We start from the raw sequence: 22,161 nt of genomic DNA, 5'->3' as shown, positions 1-22,161 counted from the left end.
CTTTAACGGTGCGTCGCGTACAATAACTAATCTCGTATATAAAACTCTGTGCATACCGATATTAAATTAATAATCATATTACTCGGTATATGCAGGACAAAATTTTCACTATTTTCAAATTATTATTAATTTCTATAACTTGTGTTTGAAGCGTCATTTGCGGTTTTTCTATATCGTTTTTCCGTTTTTACCCAAAGCGACGTGTGTACGCGCCACGTACGAAGCTCTATGCCGTCCGTATCGTCGGTATTCGCGGATGTGTCTTCTGTGTATTTGTCGGCGATCTTGTCGGCTGCATTTTCATCGTTTGCGGCTTTGCTCTCGCCGATCTCCGCCTCCGCAATTCTGAACACGCTGCAAGAGCGCGGGAAGCGGGCGAATGAATTTTGTCCATTTTCGGCAGCGCGGGGTGAGCTTGTCTCTTCGTTCGTTTTTTTGACGGTTTGCGACAAATCTTCCTCTGTAGCATCTTTTTTATTTTGAGCGCTGCGCGACGAGCCGATGCCGTTATCCGCGTTAAAGTTGTCGGGCGCGGCTCTTTTCGTATCGTCTGTTTGTTGCTCGCCGCATAGTTTCCCGGCGATTATTTTTCCGCAGGCGGCTTCCCCGTTTCGAAAGCGCAATCTTGCCGGGAAAAAAAATTCGCCGTTTGAAACAGAGGGTATACCGATCGTAAAGGACGCGATCGTATTTCGTATCGTTTTCAGCTGCGTCGCGTCGAGTGCCGTATTCACATTGCCGCCTGTTTGCATGATCGTATCGCTTTCAGCCGCGGGGTAATCGAAATTATTAAAAAACGCCCACAGCGGAAAGAGCGGAACCCAGCAAGGCTTTCCCGCTTCGGCATTAAGGCGTGAAAGAGATGCTTTTTGCGAGCGTGACAGGATGAGCGCTTCCGTCGAGTGGGGAATAACGGCGAACATGACCTCAGTATAGCTATTTTTATAAAAAAAATGTAGTATTGCCCGATGGTTTCTTTTTTAAAAAAATTAACAATAAAGCAAAAGATTCTTTTGGGCGTGCTTACGCTGGTGCTCGCGTTCGATATCGGTTTGCTTGCCAAAAAATATCTGTCGAAAACTGCTCCGCTTTCGCTCATCTTTCCGGAAGAGTTGAAAGTGCCGGAGTCGAAGCTTGCGGCTTTGAATGCAAACGCAAAATCAAAAAAGGCGCAGGCGGGTTACGCATATTATCGGTTTACGGAAGAGCAGCAGCATCTTGTCGATTCGTATATTGGACGCCGGGGCGATGCCGCGCTTTCGGTGCGCATACGGGTTTCGCATGAGGCGGCGTCAAGTGCAGATAAAGCGTTTATGCTCGGTTTTTTATTTGCCGACGATTTTACGGTTCGAGGCAGGCTGCAAAAGGAAATCGAAAAACGACCGCTTGCAAGTCTGCGCGTAAAAGAGCTTTCCGAATTCGCTCTCGCGTTTTCGTTTGAAAAAGATGAAATGAAAAACGGCAAAAATGTGCCGCACGGTTTTTTCGTGTATGCGGCCGTCCCTTCATCGATTATCCGTGCGGAAATTCGAAGAGGGGCGATAGGCTGGGATAAAAGCGTTTCCGTACCGCTCTTTGCTTTTGCGCCGAACGGAGGCGTCATGGATGAGACGCCCGCCGAAGCGGATTTTTCCGGCGCGTCGCTTGCCTTTCCGTCGCAGAATACGGATACCGCCGTGATGCCGAAAATCGTTGCGGCATTTTACGCCCCGGACGATTGGGGTACGGCGCAAAATTCGGTAAAGGCGGAGCTGAATGCGGGCGGTGAAAAGTTAATAATATATCGTACGAATAAAGTGCGCGCATCCGGCGGCGCAAAAAAAGTCTACGCGTACGATATACAGACCTCTTCCCTTGCAAATCCGTTTTCGACGGTTTCTTCTGTCGATCACAGAGACACACCTCCCGTCCTCATGATGACGAGGAACGACGTCAAAAACGAATTGAATACGGACGGAAAAATTTTTGCGCCGTTTATTACGGATCCGGGCTTAATCATTTCGTGGCCGCGAGCGAAGTGGCGCACGGGCGATTACGAGCTCTTCGAATGGGACAGATTTCCCGGCGTGCTCATCATCGATACGAAAGACTTTGCGGTGCAAAACGATTTTTTTAAGCGGCTCGCGTTTTTTTCAGAAAAGATGGGCTACCGCGGCAGACTCCTCGTCGACGATGTCCTTGAAACGATGCATGGCTATAACGCGCACGATTACAACGCCTCTTCTCTTGCATCGTTTTTTACAAAAGTCCGTGCGGAACATTTTCCGCTCAACGGGCGAGAGCTGCTTTTGCGCGATATCCTTCTTGCAAACGGTGTGATCGCCGACGACGGAGCGGTGTATACGGCGGGGAAGGGAGCGGTTATTTCGATTTCGCAGGAATCGCCCGAGTGGCTCCGCAGCCGCTTTATTGCGCACGAAGGATGGCACGGTATTTTTTTTACCGATGAAAATTTCCGCAACGCGACGGCGGCCGTTTTTTACACGATGGACGAAATTTCGCGTGATTTTTTGACGGGCTATTGGCATTCGCAGCCGACGCTCAATTACGATTTGAACGATGAATATCTCGTGCACAACGAATTTATGGCGTATATCATGCAGCAGGACGTTGCGTCTACAGCCGCGTATTTCGTAAACCTTGCGAATCGGGCGTCGGTGCAAAAAGCGATTCCCGCGCTCTCCGAGCACGTGCGCCAAACGCACGGTATTCCGTTTGAAGATGCGGCGAAAGTATTCGACGAATACGCGTTCGACAACTGGGGGCTTTCGTGCGGCCGCGTGTGGCTCATCCGCTGATCCCCGCTTGAACGGCGTTCACCGGTTCAGCGATCGGCGTTCGGCACCGACGCAGGTCGGCGGCCCGTGTCCCGGCATGATGACGGTCGTGTCGTTTTCCGACAGTATTTTTTGTTCGATGTTTCGGCGGAGTACGAAATCGGAATAGCTGCTGTTCGTGCTTCCGATTTTTCCCGCAGAGAGGCTGTCACCGGTAAAGAGAATGTTTCCGATTTTGTAGATCATGGAATCGGCGGTGTGACCGGGCAGCGCCATATAGCGCACCGTAAGGCCCGCGATGCGGATTTTGCCGTCGCCCGTGATGACGTGCGTGTCGTTTCCGGCGACTTCCCAATCGGCTGCATAGACGGCGGGCTTGTATATTTTGCGCAGCGTCTTTAGGCCGTGGACGTGGCTTCCGTGATTGTGCGTGATAAAGACACCCGCGAGTTTGTACGATTCGTCTTCAATGCGTTTGATGATATCGTCCGTAATTTTTCCGGGATCGATGATGATCGCTTCTTTAGTCAATTCGTTTTCGATGATATAGCAGTTTGAAAATCCGCCGATATTGAGATGAAAATATATTTTCATACGGCGCCCCTGCTTATCGGTTCGATTCCCTGAAAGAGTTCGCTGCCCTTGCGGTCGAAAACGGCTTCCCGCGTATTCGACATTTTCATCGAAACGTTTTCACACGTGCATTCGAGAAAAAGCGTATTTTTAATATTGCAATTTCGAAGCGATGTGTCGACGAGGTGCGCACCGATAAAGCGCGAATTGTAAAGATCGGAATCGTCGAACGAAGATTGAAAGGCCTGTACACCGTTGAAATTGTTCTGCACCATATCGCTGCCGGTGAATATCGTGTGCGAAAACGTACAGCAGGCGAACGACGTAAACTGCATAGTGGAACCGGCGAGCGTGCAGTCGCCGAACGTCGCAAAATCGAACATGCACAGTTTGGCGCGCAAGCCTTCCGAGCGCAGATCGCTGAATGTGCAGTATTGAAAATTACAGCCGTAAAATCGCTTGTTCGATAAATCGATATCGCGGAACATAATGCCTGCGGTGTTTAAGCCGACTATGACGTCATGCTTTTTAATATAATCGTAAATCGCTTCTTTTGTGCGTCCGGGATCCGGCGTATGATTGAGACAGTATCCCCGCTTTTCAGTCATGCCGTTCGTTTCATCGAAAACGGAAAGCGAAAGATTTTTGCACGAGTGAACGAGACACTTGTTCAGCGTAAACATGATTTTATCGTACGCTATTGCGTTTGTTTAGTCAAACGATTACAATCGATTATATGTGTTGGAAGTGCAAGCGCACGATATGCAGTTCCGAAAAAATATTCAGAACGTCGGTATGTGAATTTTGTGGAGCCGATTTGCATGTCTGCCGCAACTGTACGTTTTATTCGCCGGGCGCGCATTACGATTGCCGAGAAAACGTGGAAGAGCTTGTCGCCGACAAAGAGAAGGCGAACTTTTGTGCAGCGTTTTCACCGCGCGCCGATTTTGTATCCGGCGACGACAAAGCGGCAAAAGCGCGCGACGCGTTCAACAGTTTATTCGGCGGTATCGTATTATGAATTTTGCATTTTTGGATTCGGGTACCGGCGGTATTCCGTATATGCTCCGACTCAAACGGCTCGCCCCCGACGCAACCTGCGCCTACCTTGCCGATACCGTGCATTTTCCGTACGGGGAAAAAACCGTTCCCGAAATAATCGAATACGCGACTGCCGCCGTTTCGCGCATCATCGATGTGTGGCGGCCGGAAACGATCGTCGTCGCATGCAATACCATTTCCGTGTCGGCTCTCGCTTCACTTCGCGAACGCTTTCCCTTCGTTCCGTTTATCGGTACGGTGCCTGCGATAAAGCTCGCCGCCTCGGTGACGAAAAATAAAAAAATAGGCTTGCTTGCGACGAATGCGACCGTGCGCGACGCATACATACGCGAGCTTGAAAAAGGTTTCGCATCCGGCTGTACGATCTATTCGCGCGGAGATGCAGCTCTCGTTTCGTTTATCGAACGGAAGTTTGTTACCGCCGACGAACACGAAAAGATTGAGGCGGTTATGCCCGCGGTCGGCTATTTTGCGGAAAAGGGCTGCGACACGATTGTGCTCGGCTGCACGCATTTTACGCATCTTGCGGATATCATGCAAAAGGCTGCGGGAAAAAACGTAAGCGTCGTCGATTCTCGCGACGGCGTTGCGCGCCATGCGATCGAAGTGCACGGCGATTTTATTAATTCGAAAAAAGAAAAAAGCGGAAATATTCTCACTGCTGCCGCCGATTTTCTTTCGGATGTGCCGGACGAATCGTTTTTCGTTACCGGCGTTTCGGACGATAAAGCGAAAGCGTATTATCAGGCGTTTTGCAAAATGCTTTCGATACCCTTCGGCGGCATACTTGCCTGAAGCGGCACCGTTTGTATCCGCGTACCGATGTATTAAAAAATCGACAGTTTCCACGATACCGCGCCGAAGTCTTTTTCGATTCAAGACGGTGTTTTATGAGTGTCCGAATGAGTTTGACAAAGCACGCCATACAATTTACAATAGCGAACATGATTACGCAAAAAATGTGCGCGGCGGGAAAATCGCGTTTAGGTATGCACACGGCCGAAAAGGCAATGTGTGCTGCGGTTTTGAGTTCGATGATTATCGTTTTCGCTTCCTGCGTTTCGGTGACAACGCGCTCCTTGCGTTATCCGGTGCACGTGACGAATACGCGCGTCGTCGATCTTCTTTCGCCCCGAGATATCGCTTTTCCGATCGACGCCCTGTATATGTTTACCGCGAGTTTCGGCACTTCGTCCTTTTATATGCAGGCGTTTATACAGGCGAACGAGGGCGGCATTTTTATTAATCTGCTGAATGATTTCGGTTCGGATATGGGCACGCTTACGTATACGGGCAATGAACTTTCGCTTGCGTCGTCGGTGCTGCCGGCCTCTCTCAAAGCGCAGTATATCGTCGCGGATATTCAATTCGCCTATTACGATGCGGGCGCGGTCGCCGAATCGCTGCGCCGTGCGGGGCTCGATTTTATCGTTACGAAGGACGACGGCATGGAATTGCGCAGGATTATGAGCGGCAAAAAATGCATCGAAGAGATATCGATTACATCTTCTTCGGTGAGCATCATCAACCATCTCCGCGGCTATGAATATCATCTCACGGAGGCGTTGTGACGGATCCGGTGTATCTTTCAAAGCCCGGCGTCGTGTGTGCGGCGGGTTCTTCGGTCGATGAATTGTGGCGCTCGTGTGTTGCAGGCGATCGATCGGGCATAAAAAAACTACGCGCTCTTTCCGGCAAAGAATTTTTTGTCGGTCGGGCGGACGACGGGGTCTTGCGCAAAACGGCGGCACGCTTCGATATGCGATGTATCCGTCTCGAAGATGCGGCGCTCGTACAAATCGAGCGGGAAATATTGGGCGCGCTTTCGGCGTACGGCGCTTCTCGCGTCGCCGTCTGTGTCGGCTCGTGCGACAACGGTACGGAGCTTTCGCTTCCTGCTCACGCGGCTTTTATCGCGGACGGAGCCTTTCCCGCAGGGTATACGCTTGAAGTGCAGGGCGCGGATTACGCGGCGACTTACGTGTCGGAAAAGTACGGCATATGCGGACCCTCGCTCGCATTCAGCACTGCGTGTTCGTCGAGCGCCGGCGCGATTATCAAAGCTGCGGAATTGTTAAAAAGCGGACTTGCGGACGCGGTGATTGCAGGCGGTGTCGATGTCGCATCCGATACGGTGCTTCTCGGTTTCGATTCGCTCGAAGCCGTTTCGCCGGACATAACGAATCCGCTCAGCGCAAACCGGAAAGGCATCACGCTCGGAGAAGGGGCGGCGTTTTTCGTTATGACGAGGGATGCTCCGAAAGAGGGCGCACTTGTGCGGCTTTTCGGCTGGGGAGAAAGCGCGGACGCCTATCACATGACGTCCCCCGATCCTTCCGGTGCGGGAGCCGCGCGTGCAATGAAAGCGGCGCTCGCCCGTGCGAAACTCATGCCCGATCAAATCGACTATATCAATCTGCACGGAACGGGTACGAAATTCAACGACGCGATGGAAGCGAAAGCCGTCGCCGAAGTGTTTGCCGGTCACTCCGTTTCCGTCGGTTCTACGAAACCGCTTACGGGGCATACGCTCGGTGCGGCGGGTGCATTGGAAGCTGCAATATGCTATACTGCATTGGTTCAAAACGCGGAAAAAACCGGAGACGATATCGCACTGCCGAAACACGTATGGGACGGCGAGTACGATCCGGATCTGCCGCCTTTGAATATTGCGGGTGCCGTCGGTGCAAAGCGGACCGGGCGTGTAAAAATCTGTATGTCGAATTCCTTTGCGTTCGGCGGTGCGAATGCGAGCTTAGTGCTGGGTTTGACGTGATTGTGTCCGGTGAACCGCGATCGCGCAGTGCAGCGTGTACGGATAGAAAAACAGGAGAACTATGGAAAGCGAAACGATACGTGAAAATTTGCCGCAGCGCATCGAGCGCGACGCGCTGATCGATCTCTTGCCGCACAAGGGAAAGATGTTTTTGCTCAGCCGCGTAACGCAGCACGACACGGAAGCGCATACGATTACGAGTGAATACGATATTACGCCGGAGTGTATCTTTTACGAAGCTGCGTCCGACGGCGTGCCGACGTGGGCGGGCTTCGAATTTATGGCGCAGGGCATTTCGGCGCTGACGGGCATTACGAATAAAACGCTCGGCCGTTATCCTCGTCCCGGTTTTATTTTAAGCGTCAGCAAATTCAAAGCGGCCGTTCCGTATCTGAAAAGCGGCACGACGATCGTGATGAAGATAAAAGAAGACTACCGCGCCGAAATGACGTACAGCTATAACTGCGAACTTTTTGCATCGGCGTCGGACGGGGAGCCTGCCGTTTCATCGACGATCACCGTTATGGAAACGGAAGATATTATGAATTTGTTTAAAGACGAATAACCGATAAACGATTTACCGCAAACGGTGCGGTGAAAATCACGAGGAGTTTTTATGGCGGATGAAGCGAAAAAAATAATCGTTACCGGAGCGTCGGGCGGGATCGGCCGCGCGATCGCAGTTGAAGCGGCGAAAGCTGGCTACTATGTTATTTGCCACTACAATCACGGAAAAGAAAAAGCGGAAGAAACCCTTTTGCTGATTACGGCTTCCGGCGGAGAAGGCGAGCTCATACAGTTCAACGTCGCCGACAGAGCGGACTGCAAGGCGAAGCTCGATGCGCTCACTGAAAAACACGGAGCGCTGTGGGGCGTCGTGAGCAATGCGGGCATCACGCGGGACAACACTTTCGTCGGATTGACCGGAGAGGATTGGGACGCGGTGATCCGCACGAATCTCGACAGCTTTTTCAATGTGATTCAGCCCCTTGTCATGCCGATGGCGCGCAAAAAGAAGGGGCGCATCATCGCCGTGTCGTCGGTGAGCGGCATCATGGGAAACCGCGGACAGACGAATTACAGCGCGTCGAAGGCGGGGATCATCGGAGCGGCAAAGGCGCTTGCCGTCGAACTTGCGAGCCGCCACATTACCGTAAACACGATCGCTCCCGGCGTTATCGAAACGGATATGACGGCCGCGATCAACGAAGAAGCGAAAAAGATCATCATGCAGACCATTCCGATGGCGAGGGCGGGAAAGCCCGAAGAAGTCGCATCTCTCGCGGTGTTTTTGCTGTCGGAAAGCGCATCGTATATCACGCGCCAAGTGATCGCCGTCGACGGCGGCATCCACTGAATTATTAATTAATAATATCTCGCCGCAGGGAAAACGCGGCGTGATATTACAAGTGAGGTTAACTATGACGTATACAAAACCGAACGGAAAGCGGCGGGTCGTCGTAACCGGCGGCGGTATGCTGACCGCTCTCGGCCGCGACTGGCAGACGGCTTTTGCAAAGCTGCAGTCCGGCAAAAACTGCATCAAATATATGAGCGATTGGGAACGCTACGAAAAAATGAACACGCGCCTTGCGTGCCCGTATGAAGAAGCGCTTCCGTCGTTTCCGCGGAAAAAGATCCGCGGTATGGGACGCGTCGCGCTGCTTTCGCTCGTTTCGACGGAAGACGCACTCAAGATGGCGGGATTGTTAAAAGACGACGGAGACGTCATCGATGAATTGAAGAGCGGCCGCACCGGTATTTCGTACGGTACGTGTATGGGAAGCATGGACGCGATTATGGATATCGCCGACATGATGGAAACGGGCGACACGTCGAAGCTCGATTCGCAAACCTATATCAAAGCGATGCCGCAGACGAACGCGTGCAATTTGAGCGTCTATTATCAAATCCGCGGGCGCATCATCGTAACCGATACCGCGTGTACGTCGGGAAGTCAGGCGATCGGTTATGCCTATGAAGCGATCGAAGACGGCAGGGCGGAGATCATGATTGCAGGCGGTGCGGAAGAGCTTTCCCCTCCCGACGCTGCAATTTTCGATACGCTCGGCGCTACGAGCATCCTCAACAAAACGCCCGAAGCGACGCCGAAACCCTTTGACAAAGACAGAGACGGCCTTGTTATCGGCGAAGGAGCGGGTACGCTGATTTTGGAAGATATGGAACACGCCGTAAAGCGCGGTGCGAAAATGTATGCGGAAGTCGCGGGCTTTGCGACGAACGCGGACGGCACGCACATCACAAGCCCGAACGCTGCGACGCAGGCGCTTGCGCTTTCGATGGCGCTTGAAGACGCGGGTATCGACGAAAGCAAAATCGCGTACATCAACGCACACGGCACGGCGACGAGCCACGGCGACATATCGGAATCGCAGGCGGTGTATTCGGTGTTCAATCGCGCAGTGCCGATCTCTTCGACGAAGAGCTTTATCGGCCATACGCTCGGCGCGTGCGGCTGCGTGGAAGCGTGGCTTACGATCAATATGATGAACGAAGGCTGGTTCCATCCGAACTGCAATCTTACAAACGACGATCCCGAATGCGCGCCGCTCGACTACATCAAAGGTGCGGGGCGTGAAATCTCGTGCGACTGTGTTATGTCGAACAACTTCGCGTTCGGCGGCGTGAACACGTCGCTCGTATTCAAAAAGATCGAAGGTTAAAACTGAATGTCTGAAATAGCGCAGCGCTTTTAACTTCGAGTTTTCTTTTGAAAACTTGCGGATATACGCGTGCGCGCACGCGCACCAATGCGGCATTTTCGAAAGTTGACACTTCCTGCAATGCCGCATTTTAAGGAAGCGTAAGAAGCTTGCCGTATTCGCCGTACTGAGATGGGGGCTGTCGTAAACACGATAATAATTTTTGAGACAGCTCCCTGTTTCTCCGATTATTATTTCGTGTGATCTTGAATCTTGTCTTTTTCTTTTTTTATCTTCGTATCGAGGGTGTCCATAAGTTTGTTGAGGCCTGCATCGAAACTGTAATCTCTGCTCGTCACATGTCCCTGCGTGCCCCAGCGGAAATTGAACGTCGCGTCGAACGAATACTCTTTGTCGTATTTTACCCGCATGGTAAAATCGACGATCAAATCTTCGGCATACGCGATGCGCTTCAACTTTGTTTCAATCATGTCGGACTGTTTTTTTTCAAAATCGAAACCGACTGCCGATACGTTTTTTGTCATGCAACGCTCCTGTCAGTATGTATTGAAGCCTGAAACACAGACTGCGGCATTTGTACCGCCCTTATAGTATACAACGGAATATGCGAAAAAGCAAAATAAAAATAACGGCAGCATACGTATTGCCGATGCTTTCGGACGACGCGGATCGGAAGAACCCGCCTTCCGTACTTCGGTAACCCTCATCCGCGCCCCGGCGCGGACGCTTCGCGGTACTCCACGCGGGCGTAGGTCGATCGTACCGTATACGACAGGAAGTCGCTGAAAACCGAATTTTGAAAACATTCGAATATATGAAAACGGTACCGGCTGCCTGTGCACCCCTTTTGATCGGCACCGCTATTTTTTCGGCGCTTTTCCGCGTGTGTATGACGAGCCGATCGCAAGCTGTGCACGGTATTTTGCGACGGTGCGGCGTGCGACGTGTATGCCCTGTCTGGCGAGTTTTTCGACGAGCTCTCTGTCAGACAGCGGTTTTTTACCGCTTGCGCGGTTTTCGATAAGCTGACGCAGCGCGAATTTTACTTTGTCCTGCGAATTCGTAAAAAAATATTTCAGCGGAAAAAGCTGTCCCCACGGCGTCTGCATGAATTTTTCGTTCGCCATACGCGATACCGTCGATTCGTTGACGCCGAGTATACGCGCCGTTTCGCTTTGCGTGAGCTCTTCGAGGTAGCCTTTGCCGTGCGATGAAAAAAAACCGGTCTGTGTTTTGACGATGATTTCGCACGACTGCAAAAGGAGCGATTTACGGTATGCAAGGTTGTCCAAAAATTGTTCTGCGGCTTTGATATTTTTTTTAAGCTCTTTATGGCGCTGCGCGTTGAAACCCGGAACGATGCGAACGTCGGGTATCGCGCCTTTTGCGAGCGTTATGCGGAAATACTTTTTGTGCGTATTTTCCACGAACATTTCATTTTCATCGGACGTGTTCGGCACTTCTCCCTCGGCTTCGGTCACCGAGATGTCCGGCGAAATGTAGTGCGTCGGCGCTTTGCCGTAGCCCTGCGCGGGATACGGATTCAAGCGCGAGATAAACGCGATCGCTTTTTGCACATCATCCGAACTTACCTCAAGCGAATCGATCGCCCTCTCGCCGCCGAAAGATTCGCGCTTCGACGCTTCCTGCAATTTAATAATTTTTCGTTTGATGCGCTCTATATCGGGTGTCGCGTCGTTCGAATACAGCACGTCGATGTGTCCGTCGAGTATAAAAAGCGCGAGCGGCGGGGCGTCGCCTGCGATTTGCGCCTGCACGTAGAGGCTCTCTTCCATGTCGTTGCAGCACGTGCCTTCGGGATCCATGCACCGGATGATGTGCAGCATTTTATCGAGCATAGCCGTATTCTGTGCGGGGCGCGATTTGTCGAGCAGTGACGCGGGAGCGAGGATGTGCCGTCCGTTTTCGTTCAGGTTTTCGATGAGCGCTTTTCCGAGCGATTTTTCATCGGGCGAAAGTTTCATTACGTTCAGCTGAAACAAAAGGTGTTCCTGCAGCGTTTCGCGCGTATCGGCGGCGTTTTCGTATGCATCCTGAAATTTTTGTGCCGCTTCATTGCCCGCCGCGGACGCGTAGGAAGTGCGTGTGTTTTCGTATGGAAATGAACTGCGCGGTGCGGCCGTTACCGCCGCATCATCGCGTACGATTTCGAGTGCGGGATTTTCATTCACCGCTTTGCGGATTTCGGCGTTCAAATCTTCGCCGCTCATTGCGAGCAGTTTCAGCGACTGTATCTGTTTTTGCGACAGCACTTGCCGCTGCACTTGAGAAGTCTGCTGCACTTGTCCGTAAAAAAGATCGGGCATAGTTTAAGTATAGCACAAAAAAATACTTGGCGGTATACTTTCCGCATGAACACATTTTCGGATTTCGCCCTTTCCGTGCCCGACATTTTGTTACCGAAAAACATCGACACGGCGAGTTGGTCGTGCATCGCGTGCGATCAATATACACAGGACAGAAATTATTGGAAAGAGGCGGAAAAAGCGGCGAGCGGAAAACCGAGCGCGTTGAACCTCATTTTGCCGGAAGTCTATCTCGGCGACGGCGATAAAGAATCGCGTATTGCAGGCATACAGGCGGCGATGAAGCGCTACATCGATGACGGCCTGTTTGAAGAAAAACACGGCTTCGTCTACGTCGAGCGCACGACGGCGTTCGGCCGTATGCGGCGCGGTCTTGTAGGGGCAATCGATTTGGACGGCTACGAGTGGAAGCCTTTTTCAAAAGCGCTCATCCGTGCAACCGAAGCGACGATCCCTTCGCGCATTCCGCCTCGCAAAGCGATCAGGAGCGGCGCCCCGCTCGAAGCACCGCACATCATGCTCCTCGTAAACGATGCGTCGGATTCCCTTGTCGGAGGTGCGGGAGCCGCCGTCAAAGCGTCCGGAACCGCTCCTCTTTATTCGGGAAATCTTATGATGAAGGGCGGAAGCATACAAGGCCGGCTTGTGCCGGAATCTTCGGAAGGTGCCCTTCTCTCATCGCTTGAAAAAATTGCAAAAGCGAATACCGAAAGCGACGGCAGCGTGTTTATGTTTGCAGTCGGCGACGGAAATCATTCGCTTGCAACCGCAAAAGCCGTGTGGGACGAATACAAACAAACGCTCGGCGAAAAAGAGCGAAAGACAAGCCGCGTGCGTTACGCCCTCGTTGAAATCGTCAACATATACGATGCGGGGCTTACGTTCGAGCCTATTCACCGCGTGCTTTTCGGAGCGGACGCGGCGGAATTGATTTTGCGCTTGACTTCTCAATTCGGCGGAGAGGTTGTGCAGTGCCGCTCGTCAGAAGAACTCGAAAACGCGGTAAAAAAGTCGAGGGCATCGTTCGGCTTTGCAAGCACGTCCGCCGGAAAAACATCGTACACGCTTTTAAAAACGAATATTTCTTCGCTCGCGGTTTCCGCTTTTCAACCGGTCGTCGACGATTATATAGCTGAAAAAGCGAAAGCCGGAATCGATATAACGATCGATTATATTCACGGAGATGCGGAAACGATGCGGCTCGGCGCCCGAGAGGGTACGACGGGCATCCTTCTTCCGCCGATCGACAAAGCAAGCTTTTTTGCGACGATCGAAAAAAACGGACCGCTCCCGCGGAAAAGTTTTTCGATGGGCGAAGCCGATGAAAAGCGCTTTTACCTCGAATGCCGGAAACTGTTTTAGAGGGAATCGCCGCGTTCTGACGGGACATCGCCTCGTGCTGACGAAGCGCACGAAAATTAATTAAATCGATATTCGACCTATTAATTTATGAGGAATTGCGATGGCAAAAAAATCCGGTACGATCGTATACAAGTGTTCATCCTGCGGCTATTCGCAGCCGCGCTGGCTCGGCCGCTGTCCGCAGTGCGGCGAATGGAACACGCTCGAAGAATGCATCCTCGACGCGAACGCCGTAAGCCCTGTCGGTGTCGGTCTCTCCGTTTCCGAGCGCGCAAAGCCCGTGCCGCTTTCGCACGTGGACGCAAAGGCCTGTATGCGCCTTGCGACCGGCATCGCGGAATTCGACCGCGTGCTCGGCGGCGGAGCTGCGATGCGTTCCGCTGTTCTTATCGGCGGAGAGCCGGGCATCGGAAAATCGACACTGCTTTTGCAGACGGCTTCTCTCGCGGCGAAAGCGAACGGCAATGCGATGCGCGTACTCTACGTGTCGGGCGAAGAATCCGCCGCGCAGATAAAAGAGCGGAGCGAACGGCTCGGCCTCGCTGCCGCCGGTATCGAGCTTTTGTGTACGATGCGTCTCGAAGATATGCTCGCCGCGCTCGATGCGCAAAACCCCGTACTCGTGATCGTCGACTCGATTCAAACGACGTATTCGGTGCAGGCCGGTTTGATTCCGGGAACGGTCAATCAATTGAAATACTGCGCGAACGAATTAATAAGCTGGGTCAAAGAACGCGACGCCGTTTTAATAATGGCCGCGCACGTGACGAAAGAAGGGTTGATCGCCGGCCCGAAATCGCTCGAGCACATGGTCGACACGGTGGTTTCATTCGAACGCAGCAACGACGAATACCGCTTTTTGCGCGCGGCGAAAAACAGGTTCGGCTCGGTCGATGAAATCGGCATCTTTGAAATGACGGAAAAAGGCTTGACCGAAGTCGCCGATCCGTCGGTGCTCTTTATCACGAGGCGCGACGGCAAGCAGCCCGCGGGCGTTGCATGTACCGCCGTGTTCGAAGGCAGCCGCGTGTTTATCGTTGAAATACAGGCGCTCGTCGTGCCGGCAAAGGCGTCTCTTTCCCGCGTGTACAGCGATAAAATCGATTCGGCGCGCGTGGCGCGCGTGGCGGCAGTTCTCGAAAAACGAACGGGCTTGCACTTTTCCGATCAGGATTTATACATCAATGTGGCAGGCGGCATGCGCTTGACGGAAGGCGCGATCGATGCGGCGCTTGCGGCGGCACTGTATTCGGCACGCACAGACATCGCGCTCGCAGCCGAAACGGCGGTGATCGGTGAGCTGAGCCTTGCCGGAGAAATTCGCCCCGTGCCGCGATTGACGCAGCGCGCAAAGACGGCGCAGAATATGGGCTTTTCGACGGTTATCGCGCCGGAAAAAAGCAAGGGCGTCTCTCAGGCGCGCGACGTAAAAGAGCTCGTAACGCTCCTGTTCGGAACATAACGAAAGAGCCGATTGCGCGGGGCGGCCGTACTGCAAAGCTGCCGGTGCGGAATCACTCCGCCGGAAAGAGCGAAAAAACCGTACTCACGATACTTTCGAATTCGATCTAATTGATAATGCGATAATCGGTAATTAACAAAAAGCTGTCCGAAAATTAAGGTTTAAAAGCGCCACTGAAATAGCGCGGCGCTTTTAATTTCGAGTTTTCAAATGAAAACTCGCGGATGTACGTGTGCGCTTCCGCGCACCAATTCAACAGTCTCCAAAATTGATATTTTGTTCGACTGTTGAATTTTAAGGAATGTTTAAAAGCGCCACTGAAATAGCGTGGCGCTTTTAATTTCGGTATATCACCGTTTTTTTACTATCGGCGCAGCAGATTCGGCAAAAACAAAATAAGCTGTGGGAAGCAGTTCATCACAAAAACGGCAAGGATCATTACAAGTACAAGAGGTGCCACTTCTTTTACCAAACGCTCCAATTTAACACCGCCTATATCGCAAGCAACAAACAAACACAAACCGACCGGAGGTGTGTTATGACCGATAGCAAGCGAAATAACCATAATGATGCCGAAGAAAAGCGGATCTATATTCAAACTGATCAAAATCGGATAAAAGATAGGCGCAAGGAGTACCATCGCTGCAGAATTATTTAAAAAAGTTCCGACAACAAGCAAAATTAAAATCATGAACATTTGAACGATAATCTGATTGGTCGAAACGGTTAAAATAGATGCTGCAAGATTTTGAGGAATCTGATAGCTGACAAGGATATAGCTGAGTATATCGGCGGTTATCATTAAATACATAATAACTGCAGTTGACCGCGCAGATTTAAGAACAAGTTTATATATATCGCGCCAATGCAATTCTTTATGAATAAAAATACCAACTATAATGCCGTATATAACTGCAACAGCGGCCGATTCGGTAGGCGTAAAAATACCGCAATAAATACCGCCGAGGATGATAATAGGCATCATAAGAGCAAAGAAGGCATCTTTAAAAGATTTCCAGCGTTCGGCTCCGGTAAATTTCCGCGCGCTTTTGTATCCGCGCTTTTTTGAAATAACATATTCCGGTATAATCAATACCAGACAAATGATAATACCGGGAACGATACCGGCAATAAATAAATCGCCGATGGAAACCCCCGTACTGACGCCGTAAAGGACCATAGTTAAACTGGGCGGAATTATCAAACCGATTGTCCCCGAAGCCGCTACAACCGCACCTGCAAATGCAGGATCATAGCCGCTTTCTTCCATTTGTTTGATCATAACGCCGCCGATAGCCGCCGTAGTTGCAGGTGCCGAACCGGAAACCGCCCCGAAAAAAGTGGAAGCCACGGTTGCGACAAGCGCCAAGCCGCCGGTAACGTGACCGAGAAAAGCTTCAGCCAAACCGACCAAGCGCTTCGACACTCCACCCGACGCCATAATATTGCCGGCAAGAATAAAAAACGGTATGGCCATGAGTGCCGAACCGTTGGACGAGTTAAAAGTCTTTTGCATCAATTCGCTGATGATATCCGAGCAATCCCAATACAAATCAGATGCGGATAAAACGCCGGCAAAAAATTCCGAAAGCGGCCCCATAAGGGAAGCAAAGACACAGGTCAATCCCAGCGACACCGCGATAGGGATTCCCATAAGCAAAAAAATAATAAAAAATAAAGCAAGATATAAGCCCATTTACTTTTCTCCCTTTGTCGTAATCGCTTTTAAAAGCACTTCAATCATCATTAAAAGCGAAAGTGCACTGCCGACGGGAACGATCATAAAAATCCATCCGAGCTTCAGCCACCCCATCGAAGGCGACACACCGCCGAGTGCAAGAATATCACGGGCAAGCGGATAGGTATAAAAGGTCATAACACAGAGAAACAGAATAATCAGTATATCCGCTGCAATTTTAATACCTTTTTTCAGCGCACCGTTTTTTATCGCATCAAGAGCCATAGACATGTTAATATGCTTTTCTTCACGATAAAGAAACACGGCGCCGAAAAAGATAATGCCTGAGAAAAAATATGTTGCCAATTCCTCCGACCACGAAAGCGGTTCTTTAATAATATAGCGATAGATGACCTGTACAAAAATCAACAGTACCATTCCCGACATAAAAAAAACAAGGGCAGCTTGGGTAATTTTTGTAATAAGATCGTTGATAATTTTAAGTGCTTTAAGCATAGGCGACCTCCGGCTGATAGTAAAAAGAATAAAATCACGGAACAGAGAAAATATTTTTCCGTTCCGTGAAAATTACATACGGGGGCCTCTAAAAACAAAAATTTTTAGAGGCTTCCTTTAATATGTATGGGTGACGTATATTCCAACAGCGCGTGTTCTTTATTTTGCTTTTGCGGCTTCGGCAATAATACGTTCTATCATGTCACCGTAATCGGGTCGGAATTTTTCATATACGGGTTTACACAGTTCAATAAACGGAGCACGGTTGGGGCGGGTAAATACAACACCGAGCGATTCGCATTTTTTTATATCGTCTTGGTCGGCTTTAGCTTGGAAATCAAAAGAAAACACACTTATTTTCTTTGCTTCTTCGATAAAGATTTTTTTGTCCGCTTCGGAAATACGATTCCAAAGCTTTTTGGAAATAATAAGCGGATTCGGCACGTGCATATACCACAGCAAAGCACCCGTTTTTGTAAGTTCATAGTATTTTTGGGTAAGCATATGCGTAATGGTTCCTTCGCAGCCGTCAATCGTTTTCATCTGCCAAGCGGAATAAACATCATTAAAAGCCATCGGAACTGCAATAGCTCCCATGGCGTTAATCGTTTCAATCATCGGTTTGGAATTGACAACGCGTAATTTCAACCCTTTCAGATCGGAAGGTTTATTAACCGGACGGGGCGGAAATAAATGGCGCATACCGTTTTCCCACCAAGCCAAAACGACAAGATTTTTCGCAGCCAAACTATCGGCCAATTCGTCTCCTATCGGACCGTTAAGAACATAACTTGCTTGTTTTTCGTTTGCAAATAAAAAGGGCAAATCCAGTACGCCGACAATTTTGCTGTAAGACGATAACAACGAACCCGTAGCCAGTACCATATCGGAAGTACCTAACTGACAACCTTCTATCTATTGGTTGGGCTTACCGTACAAATCGGACGGATAAATCTCAAAAGTATAACGACCATCGGTACGTTCCGTTACCGCTTTTGTCCACTTTTCCAAATACATTTGATAATAGTGATCTTTGGTGCCGGTATGACCGACTTTTATAACGCGGCCTTTTGTCGGTGCTGCGGCAAGTGTACCGCACAAAAACATAAGCGATAATGCGGTTAAGAAAAATCCGTTTCTTTTCATACAAAAACTCCTCTTTACTTGATGTAAATATAAATTATACCGTCGAATTTATATTTGTCAAGCAAACAAACAGGCGTGTTTTCGAGGATTACTCCGCCGGAAGAGAGGCGATGAGTTTTCCGAGAGACGTGAGTTCTTCTTGCGTCAGCGTCAAACCCTTGCCCATTTTTTGATGGTCGGGCGACCAGCTTCTGACATCGTATTTTGCGGGGCGGCCTCCCCATGATACGAGGTTGAGCTCCATCTTCCATCCGCCTTTTCCTTCGGAGACGACGCCGATGTTTTTCGTAATTTCAAAAGTAAAATCATCCGCCATAATTGTATCCTCCGTACATAAGGGATTTCAATGCGTGCCGATCGTTCCGTATTCGGATGAATCGGCGTACTTTCGACATAGTAGCACATTTTACATTTCTCGTCGCCTGTAATGAAACGTATGTCAGGTTGCGTAAAAATAAAATACCGTTGTAAAAAATGCCGTTGCGGAACCGGCGCAAATACGGTATACTATCGCTAATGTATTGTCGATAATCGGCAATTTAACAACAACCTTATGGAGGCAGAACGTGAAAAAGTATATAATTTTTTTCGGCGCTGTGCTGGCATTCGGGTTTATGTCGTGTAAATCCACGAAGCAAAACACAAAGCCGGATACGCCGACCGTAGAACAACCGACGACAAACGTACCGGTTGCAACCGACAATTCCGCTGCGCTCAATGCTGCGGAGACTGCCCGACGCGCTGCCGTAAAGGCCGGCGCGGATAAAGCGGCACCCGATCAATTCAACGATACGGATGCGCGCTATAACGCTCTTGTCAAGCGGAGCAAAGCGGGCGAAAACGTAACGGTCGAACTCGCGGATGTGACGGCGCGATACCGTGCGCTTGAAGAGTACACGAAAGCGGCTGCGCTTAAAAATCGCATCGATGAACTCGGCTTTCAATCCTACGATAAGACAAATTACAACAAGGGTGCGAATGCGCTGAGTGCGGCACAAAAACTTTCGGCGGACAAATCGTCGACGGGTGCGCAGCTCTATGAACAGGCGCATACGGCCTATACTTCGCTCAATACGGCGCTGCAGAATGCATTTAAAACGCGCGCGCGCGAAGAGCGGACGGCGGCATTCAATGCAAAGCGCAATGCCGACAGCGTTTATGCAGCGGTCGCGCAAAAGAAAGCGTACGACGGCGGCGTTGCGGATTTCCGCAGCGGAGACACGAGCTATGCGCAGCAGGATGCCGAAAATGCGTTGAAGCACTACGGTGATGCGCGCAAAACGTTTGAAAAACTCTATGCCGATATTTCCGAAAAGCGTGCGGCTGCGCAGGAAGCGATTGAAAAAGCGAAAGCGAAAGTTGCCGAAACTTCGGAATACGCGGTGCAGGCGGACAAAAACGCCCCGCTTTCGGGCAGCAATATCAAAGGCATCGAAGACGAAAACGCGGTTTTGCTTAAGGCGGAAACCTACGATGATCCTACAAAGGCCGCGCAAGCGGTACCTGAAACGATCAGCGATACGGAGGCTGCAAAATGAAAAAATTATCAATTATTATCGCGTCGCTTGCTCTGATCGGAACGGTTGTGTTTGCCGCAAGCTATAAAAACAATACGTATCAAAAGCTTGCCGACGAGTATACGCGTCAAGCGCAGGCTGCGCTCAATGCCGGCCGCTACGATGAATCGATCGAGCTTTCACAAAAAGCCGAAGAGAACGCAGCTCTTTCCCGTGCATACATCGATATGATGCTTGCAAAAAAATCGGCCGACGATGAGATGAAGATCGCACAAAATAAAATCGCGTGGGCGAAAGGTATCAATGCGGACAAGAATTTTCCGATGGCATTTACCGCCGCGCAAAATAAATATTCCAGCGCCGAAAAATCCTACGGCGGCGAAGACTATAAGGCCGCTGCGAATTACGCGCGGGAATCGGTCGCCGCTCTCGACGGCGTGCATGAAGTGACGCCGCTTCCCGAATTCTATGTTGTCCGTCCGTGGGCGGATACGAAGGACTGCTTTTGGAATATTTCGGGGCGCCCGTATATCTACAACAATCCGCTGTTGTGGGAAAATCTGTATCAAGCGAATAAAACGAAGATTCCGCGTCCCGAAGACCCGAATTTGATTTTGCCCGGCATGAAAATGCAGATTCCGAGTTTGAGCGGTGAAATCCGCGACGGCGTATACGATCCTGCGAAAGCTTACGATCCGTACAACGTTGCGCGCTGATTTCGCATTCAACGGCTATAGTCTTTAAATGTAATCCGGTCGGTGTGCGTCTGTGCACCGACCGGATTTTTTTATTGTGTTTAATAATGCGGAAATAAAACCGTTCAATATTTCAGCTTTTGAAAATTGCCTTACGGTGCTTACGGTGTATTGTTAAAATGTTCGCTTGCCCTTTACACTTTTCGCTTCCGGCGCAGATAGAGTGCGACGGCCGCTGCCATGAGCGCATGCGAATATTCTTTTTTCGTGCCGAGACCGTCGATTACTTCATCCTGATCGAGTTCGAGGTAATGTACGTATTCGTCTTTATCCAAATGCTGTTCGTGGCTATTCGTCAAATCTTCTGCGGCAAAAAAATGCACGTGATTCGACATGAGCGCAGGGTTCGGACTCATCGTTCCGAGATAAATGAGCCTGCCTGCCGTGTGTCCCGTTTCTTCGCGCAGCTCCCGTGCGGCCGCTTGTTCGGGCGTTTCTCCTTCGTCCATAACGCCGCCGGGAAATTCGATGCTCAAGACGCATTCTGCGTGCCGCCACTGTTTTACCATCAAAAACTTGCTGCCGTGTACCGGTACGACGATCGCCCAATCGTGTCCCGGCTCGATAACCATATAGTTCCCTCTTTGTCCGTCGGATGCAACGCTGTCCGTTTCGGTTACCGTAAACACCGGTGTTTTTAATAATACGCGTTTTCCGTTTTCCTGCCAAATAAGCGCGCTGTCGTCAGCATCCATAGAGTTGCTCCCGTAACATTGATGTATAAGGTTCTTTATTTTTCGGTTATCTTGAGTTATACTGTATTTACGGAAATTATAAAAGCGTGTATGCGCGCTTGTCGAAAAAGAAAAGACTGCACTTATCCGATCGGTTTGCAGTATCGATGTGCGAAGAGAAAGAATATGAAATCGCGTTCGGATAAAAAACTTGACGATACAACCAATATATGGTTATAATATCGAATAGGCGGATAATGTATCGGGTAATACAAAAGAAGAAAATATTGAAAACGATTTTGAAAATGCCGGAAAAAGAGCAAGAATTGTTTTCATATTTATTGGAAGATCTGCAGGAAACCGGACCGATACAAAAAGGCTGGCCCAATTTCAGTGCGCTCGGAAAAAATAAATATCACTGTCATTTATCATATCATTGGGTTGCCTGTTGGAGAGAAACGGTAAAAGGAATTGAACTGGAGGTATATTATGCAGGTAGTCGTGAAAACGCCCCCTATAAAAATTGAAGGTGATATACCGCCGGACTTGCTCACCTTTGTTAAAACACGCTATCCGCACGCTATGGTTGAAGAAGACGATGATGAAACGTATGTCGAAATAACTGAAACCGAATGGTATAAAAATATTGTAAAGGATCGAACACCGCAAAAGACGTTGAAGTTGTTTCGCTATCGCGATAATCTGACACAAGCGGCTTTGGCAAAAAAATTGGGGATTCCTGCACAACATATCTCAGGAATGGAAACGGGGCACAGAACGATAAGTCCTCGTATGGCGCGAAAACTCGGAGAAATATTCAAGACAAAGTATCAAAATTTTTTATAGTTTTAT

General features: G+C 50.1%; 25 protein-coding genes. 14 read left to right on the top strand and 11 right to left on the bottom strand.

What is annotated here, in order from left to right:
- Positions 1-125: 125 nt before the first annotated feature.
- Positions 126-923, bottom strand: coding sequence for a hypothetical protein (locus HMPREF0860_RS02160; protein WP_021331109.1), 798 nt, complete (start codon positions 921-923; stop codon positions 126-128).
- A 45-nt stretch (positions 924-968) separates the two neighbouring features.
- Between HMPREF0860_RS02160 and HMPREF0860_RS13145 the strand changes: the two genes are divergently transcribed.
- Positions 969-2,798, top strand: coding sequence for a hypothetical protein (locus HMPREF0860_RS13145; protein ID WP_021331132.1), 1,830 nt, complete (start codon positions 969-971; stop codon positions 2,796-2,798).
- An 18-nt stretch (positions 2,799-2,816) separates the two neighbouring features.
- Here the strand turns inward: HMPREF0860_RS13145 and HMPREF0860_RS02150 are convergent, their stop codons facing one another.
- Both HMPREF0860_RS02150 and HMPREF0860_RS02145 read right to left on the bottom strand, forming a co-directional pair.
- Positions 2,817-3,371: an MBL fold metallo-hydrolase gene (locus HMPREF0860_RS02150; RefSeq protein WP_021331128.1), complete on the bottom strand. Its 555-nt coding sequence runs from the start codon at positions 3,369-3,371 to the stop codon at positions 2,817-2,819.
- A complete protein-coding gene (locus HMPREF0860_RS02145) occupies positions 3,368-4,033 on the bottom strand; it encodes a pentapeptide repeat-containing protein (RefSeq protein ID WP_021331138.1) in 666 nt (221 codons plus the stop codon). Before HMPREF0860_RS02145 ends, HMPREF0860_RS02150 begins: the two co-directional genes overlap by 4 nt.
- A gap of 134 nt (positions 4,034-4,167) precedes the next feature.
- Here HMPREF0860_RS02145 and HMPREF0860_RS02140 point away from each other — a divergent pair, with 134 nt between their 5' ends.
- The 7 genes from HMPREF0860_RS02140 (at position 4,168) to HMPREF0860_RS02110 (ending at position 9,872) form a co-directional block, all read left to right on the top strand.
- Positions 4,168-4,371 (top strand): hypothetical protein, encoded by a 204-nt coding sequence (locus HMPREF0860_RS02140; RefSeq protein ID WP_231364426.1) that lies wholly within the window; start codon positions 4,168-4,170, stop codon positions 4,369-4,371.
- A complete protein-coding gene (gene murI / locus HMPREF0860_RS02135; protein WP_021331097.1) occupies positions 4,368-5,207 on the top strand; it encodes a glutamate racemase in 840 nt (279 codons plus the stop codon). The genes HMPREF0860_RS02140 and murI overlap by 4 nt, the downstream gene beginning before the upstream one ends.
- Positions 5,208-5,356: 149 nt before the next feature.
- Complete coding sequence (locus HMPREF0860_RS02130; protein ID WP_021331139.1) at positions 5,357-5,983, top strand: DUF3261 domain-containing protein; 627 nt, start codon at positions 5,357-5,359, stop codon at positions 5,981-5,983.
- Complete coding sequence (locus tag HMPREF0860_RS02125) at positions 5,980-7,188, top strand: beta-ketoacyl synthase N-terminal-like domain-containing protein (protein ID WP_021331110.1); 1,209 nt, start codon at positions 5,980-5,982, stop codon at positions 7,186-7,188. Before HMPREF0860_RS02130 ends, HMPREF0860_RS02125 begins: the two co-directional genes overlap by 4 nt.
- A gap of 61 nt (positions 7,189-7,249) precedes the next feature.
- Positions 7,250-7,753 carry a hotdog family protein gene (locus HMPREF0860_RS02120; RefSeq protein ID WP_021331136.1) on the top strand — a complete coding sequence of 168 codons (504 nt, stop codon included), beginning with the start codon at positions 7,250-7,252 and terminating at the stop codon, positions 7,751-7,753.
- A 51-nt stretch (positions 7,754-7,804) separates the two neighbouring features.
- On the top strand, positions 7,805-8,545 hold the full coding sequence (gene fabG, locus HMPREF0860_RS02115) for a 3-oxoacyl-ACP reductase FabG (protein WP_021331105.1): 741 nt from the start codon (positions 7,805-7,807) through the stop codon (positions 8,543-8,545).
- A gap of 64 nt (positions 8,546-8,609) precedes the next feature.
- On the top strand, positions 8,610-9,872 hold the full coding sequence (locus HMPREF0860_RS02110; protein WP_021331093.1) for a beta-ketoacyl-ACP synthase: 1,263 nt from the start codon (positions 8,610-8,612) through the stop codon (positions 9,870-9,872).
- Positions 9,873-10,102: 230 nt separating this feature from the next.
- Here HMPREF0860_RS02110 and HMPREF0860_RS02105 read toward each other — a convergent pair whose 3' ends face one another.
- Together HMPREF0860_RS02105 and rpoN are read right to left on the bottom strand one after the other, a co-directional pair.
- On the bottom strand, positions 10,103-10,396 hold the full coding sequence (locus HMPREF0860_RS02105) for an HPF/RaiA family ribosome-associated protein (RefSeq protein ID WP_021331096.1): 294 nt from the start codon (positions 10,394-10,396) through the stop codon (positions 10,103-10,105).
- Positions 10,397-10,732: 336 nt separating this feature from the next.
- The gene (gene rpoN, locus HMPREF0860_RS02095) at positions 10,733-12,199 is read right to left on the bottom strand and encodes an RNA polymerase factor sigma-54 (RefSeq protein ID WP_021331115.1); all 1,467 of its coding nucleotides are present in this window, start codon (positions 12,197-12,199) and stop codon (positions 10,733-10,735) included.
- 45 nt (positions 12,200-12,244) lie between these two features.
- On the opposite strand from rpoN, the gene HMPREF0860_RS02090 reads away from it, so the two are divergent.
- Both HMPREF0860_RS02090 and radA read left to right on the top strand, forming a co-directional pair.
- The gene (locus HMPREF0860_RS02090; protein ID WP_021331112.1) at positions 12,245-13,561 is read left to right on the top strand and encodes a DUF1015 domain-containing protein; all 1,317 of its coding nucleotides are present in this window, start codon (positions 12,245-12,247) and stop codon (positions 13,559-13,561) included.
- 100 nt (positions 13,562-13,661) lie between these two features.
- Positions 13,662-15,023 carry a DNA repair protein RadA gene (gene radA / locus HMPREF0860_RS02085; protein ID WP_021331099.1) on the top strand — a complete coding sequence of 454 codons (1,362 nt, stop codon included), beginning with the start codon at positions 13,662-13,664 and terminating at the stop codon, positions 15,021-15,023.
- A 364-nt stretch (positions 15,024-15,387) separates the two neighbouring features.
- Here the strand turns inward: radA and HMPREF0860_RS02080 are convergent, their stop codons facing one another.
- The 5 genes from HMPREF0860_RS02080 to HMPREF0860_RS02060 all read right to left on the bottom strand — a co-directional run bounded on the left by HMPREF0860_RS02080 (position 15,388) and on the right by HMPREF0860_RS02060 (position 18,679).
- Complete coding sequence (locus tag HMPREF0860_RS02080; protein WP_021331107.1) at positions 15,388-16,719, bottom strand: TRAP transporter large permease; 1,332 nt, start codon at positions 16,717-16,719, stop codon at positions 15,388-15,390.
- Positions 16,720-17,217 carry a TRAP transporter small permease gene (locus HMPREF0860_RS02075; RefSeq protein WP_021331118.1) on the bottom strand — a complete coding sequence of 166 codons (498 nt, stop codon included), beginning with the start codon at positions 17,215-17,217 and terminating at the stop codon, positions 16,720-16,722.
- A 159-nt stretch (positions 17,218-17,376) separates the two neighbouring features.
- Positions 17,377-18,132 carry a TRAP transporter substrate-binding protein gene (locus tag HMPREF0860_RS02070; protein WP_269208074.1) on the bottom strand — a complete coding sequence of 252 codons (756 nt, stop codon included), beginning with the start codon at positions 18,130-18,132 and terminating at the stop codon, positions 17,377-17,379.
- A complete protein-coding gene (locus HMPREF0860_RS02065; RefSeq protein WP_021331126.1) occupies positions 18,133-18,363 on the bottom strand; it encodes a hypothetical protein in 231 nt (76 codons plus the stop codon).
- Between the two features lie 88 nt (positions 18,364-18,451).
- The gene (locus HMPREF0860_RS02060; RefSeq protein ID WP_021331114.1) at positions 18,452-18,679 is read right to left on the bottom strand and encodes a YdbC family protein; all 228 of its coding nucleotides are present in this window, start codon (positions 18,677-18,679) and stop codon (positions 18,452-18,454) included.
- 250 nt (positions 18,680-18,929) lie between these two features.
- Here HMPREF0860_RS02060 and HMPREF0860_RS02055 point away from each other — a divergent pair, with 250 nt between their 5' ends.
- Together HMPREF0860_RS02055 and HMPREF0860_RS02050 are read left to right on the top strand one after the other, a co-directional pair.
- On the top strand, positions 18,930-19,901 hold the full coding sequence (locus HMPREF0860_RS02055) for a hypothetical protein (RefSeq protein ID WP_021331130.1): 972 nt from the start codon (positions 18,930-18,932) through the stop codon (positions 19,899-19,901).
- Complete coding sequence (locus HMPREF0860_RS02050; RefSeq protein ID WP_021331120.1) at positions 19,898-20,596, top strand: LysM peptidoglycan-binding domain-containing protein; 699 nt, start codon at positions 19,898-19,900, stop codon at positions 20,594-20,596. Before HMPREF0860_RS02055 ends, HMPREF0860_RS02050 begins: the two co-directional genes overlap by 4 nt.
- Positions 20,597-20,769: 173 nt before the next feature.
- Here HMPREF0860_RS02050 and HMPREF0860_RS02045 read toward each other — a convergent pair whose 3' ends face one another.
- Complete coding sequence (locus HMPREF0860_RS02045; protein ID WP_021331119.1) at positions 20,770-21,330, bottom strand: NUDIX hydrolase; 561 nt, start codon at positions 21,328-21,330, stop codon at positions 20,770-20,772.
- Positions 21,331-21,596: 266 nt separating this feature from the next.
- Between HMPREF0860_RS02045 and HMPREF0860_RS02035 the strand changes: the two genes are divergently transcribed.
- Together HMPREF0860_RS02035 and HMPREF0860_RS02030 are read left to right on the top strand one after the other, a co-directional pair.
- Complete coding sequence (locus HMPREF0860_RS02035) at positions 21,597-21,836, top strand: hypothetical protein (protein WP_231364427.1); 240 nt, start codon at positions 21,597-21,599, stop codon at positions 21,834-21,836.
- Positions 21,837-21,891: 55 nt separating this feature from the next.
- Positions 21,892-22,155 (top strand): helix-turn-helix transcriptional regulator, encoded by a 264-nt coding sequence (locus tag HMPREF0860_RS02030; protein ID WP_244870184.1) that lies wholly within the window; start codon positions 21,892-21,894, stop codon positions 22,153-22,155.
- Positions 22,156-22,161 lie beyond the last annotated feature (6 nt).

The sequence above is a fragment of the Treponema socranskii subsp. socranskii VPI DR56BR1116 = ATCC 35536 genome (assembly GCF_000468115.1).
In the GTDB taxonomy this organism is placed as follows: Bacteria; Spirochaetota; Spirochaetia; order Treponematales; family Treponemataceae; genus Treponema_D; species Treponema_D socranskii.
This window is presented reverse-complemented; position numbering and strand designations above follow the sequence as displayed.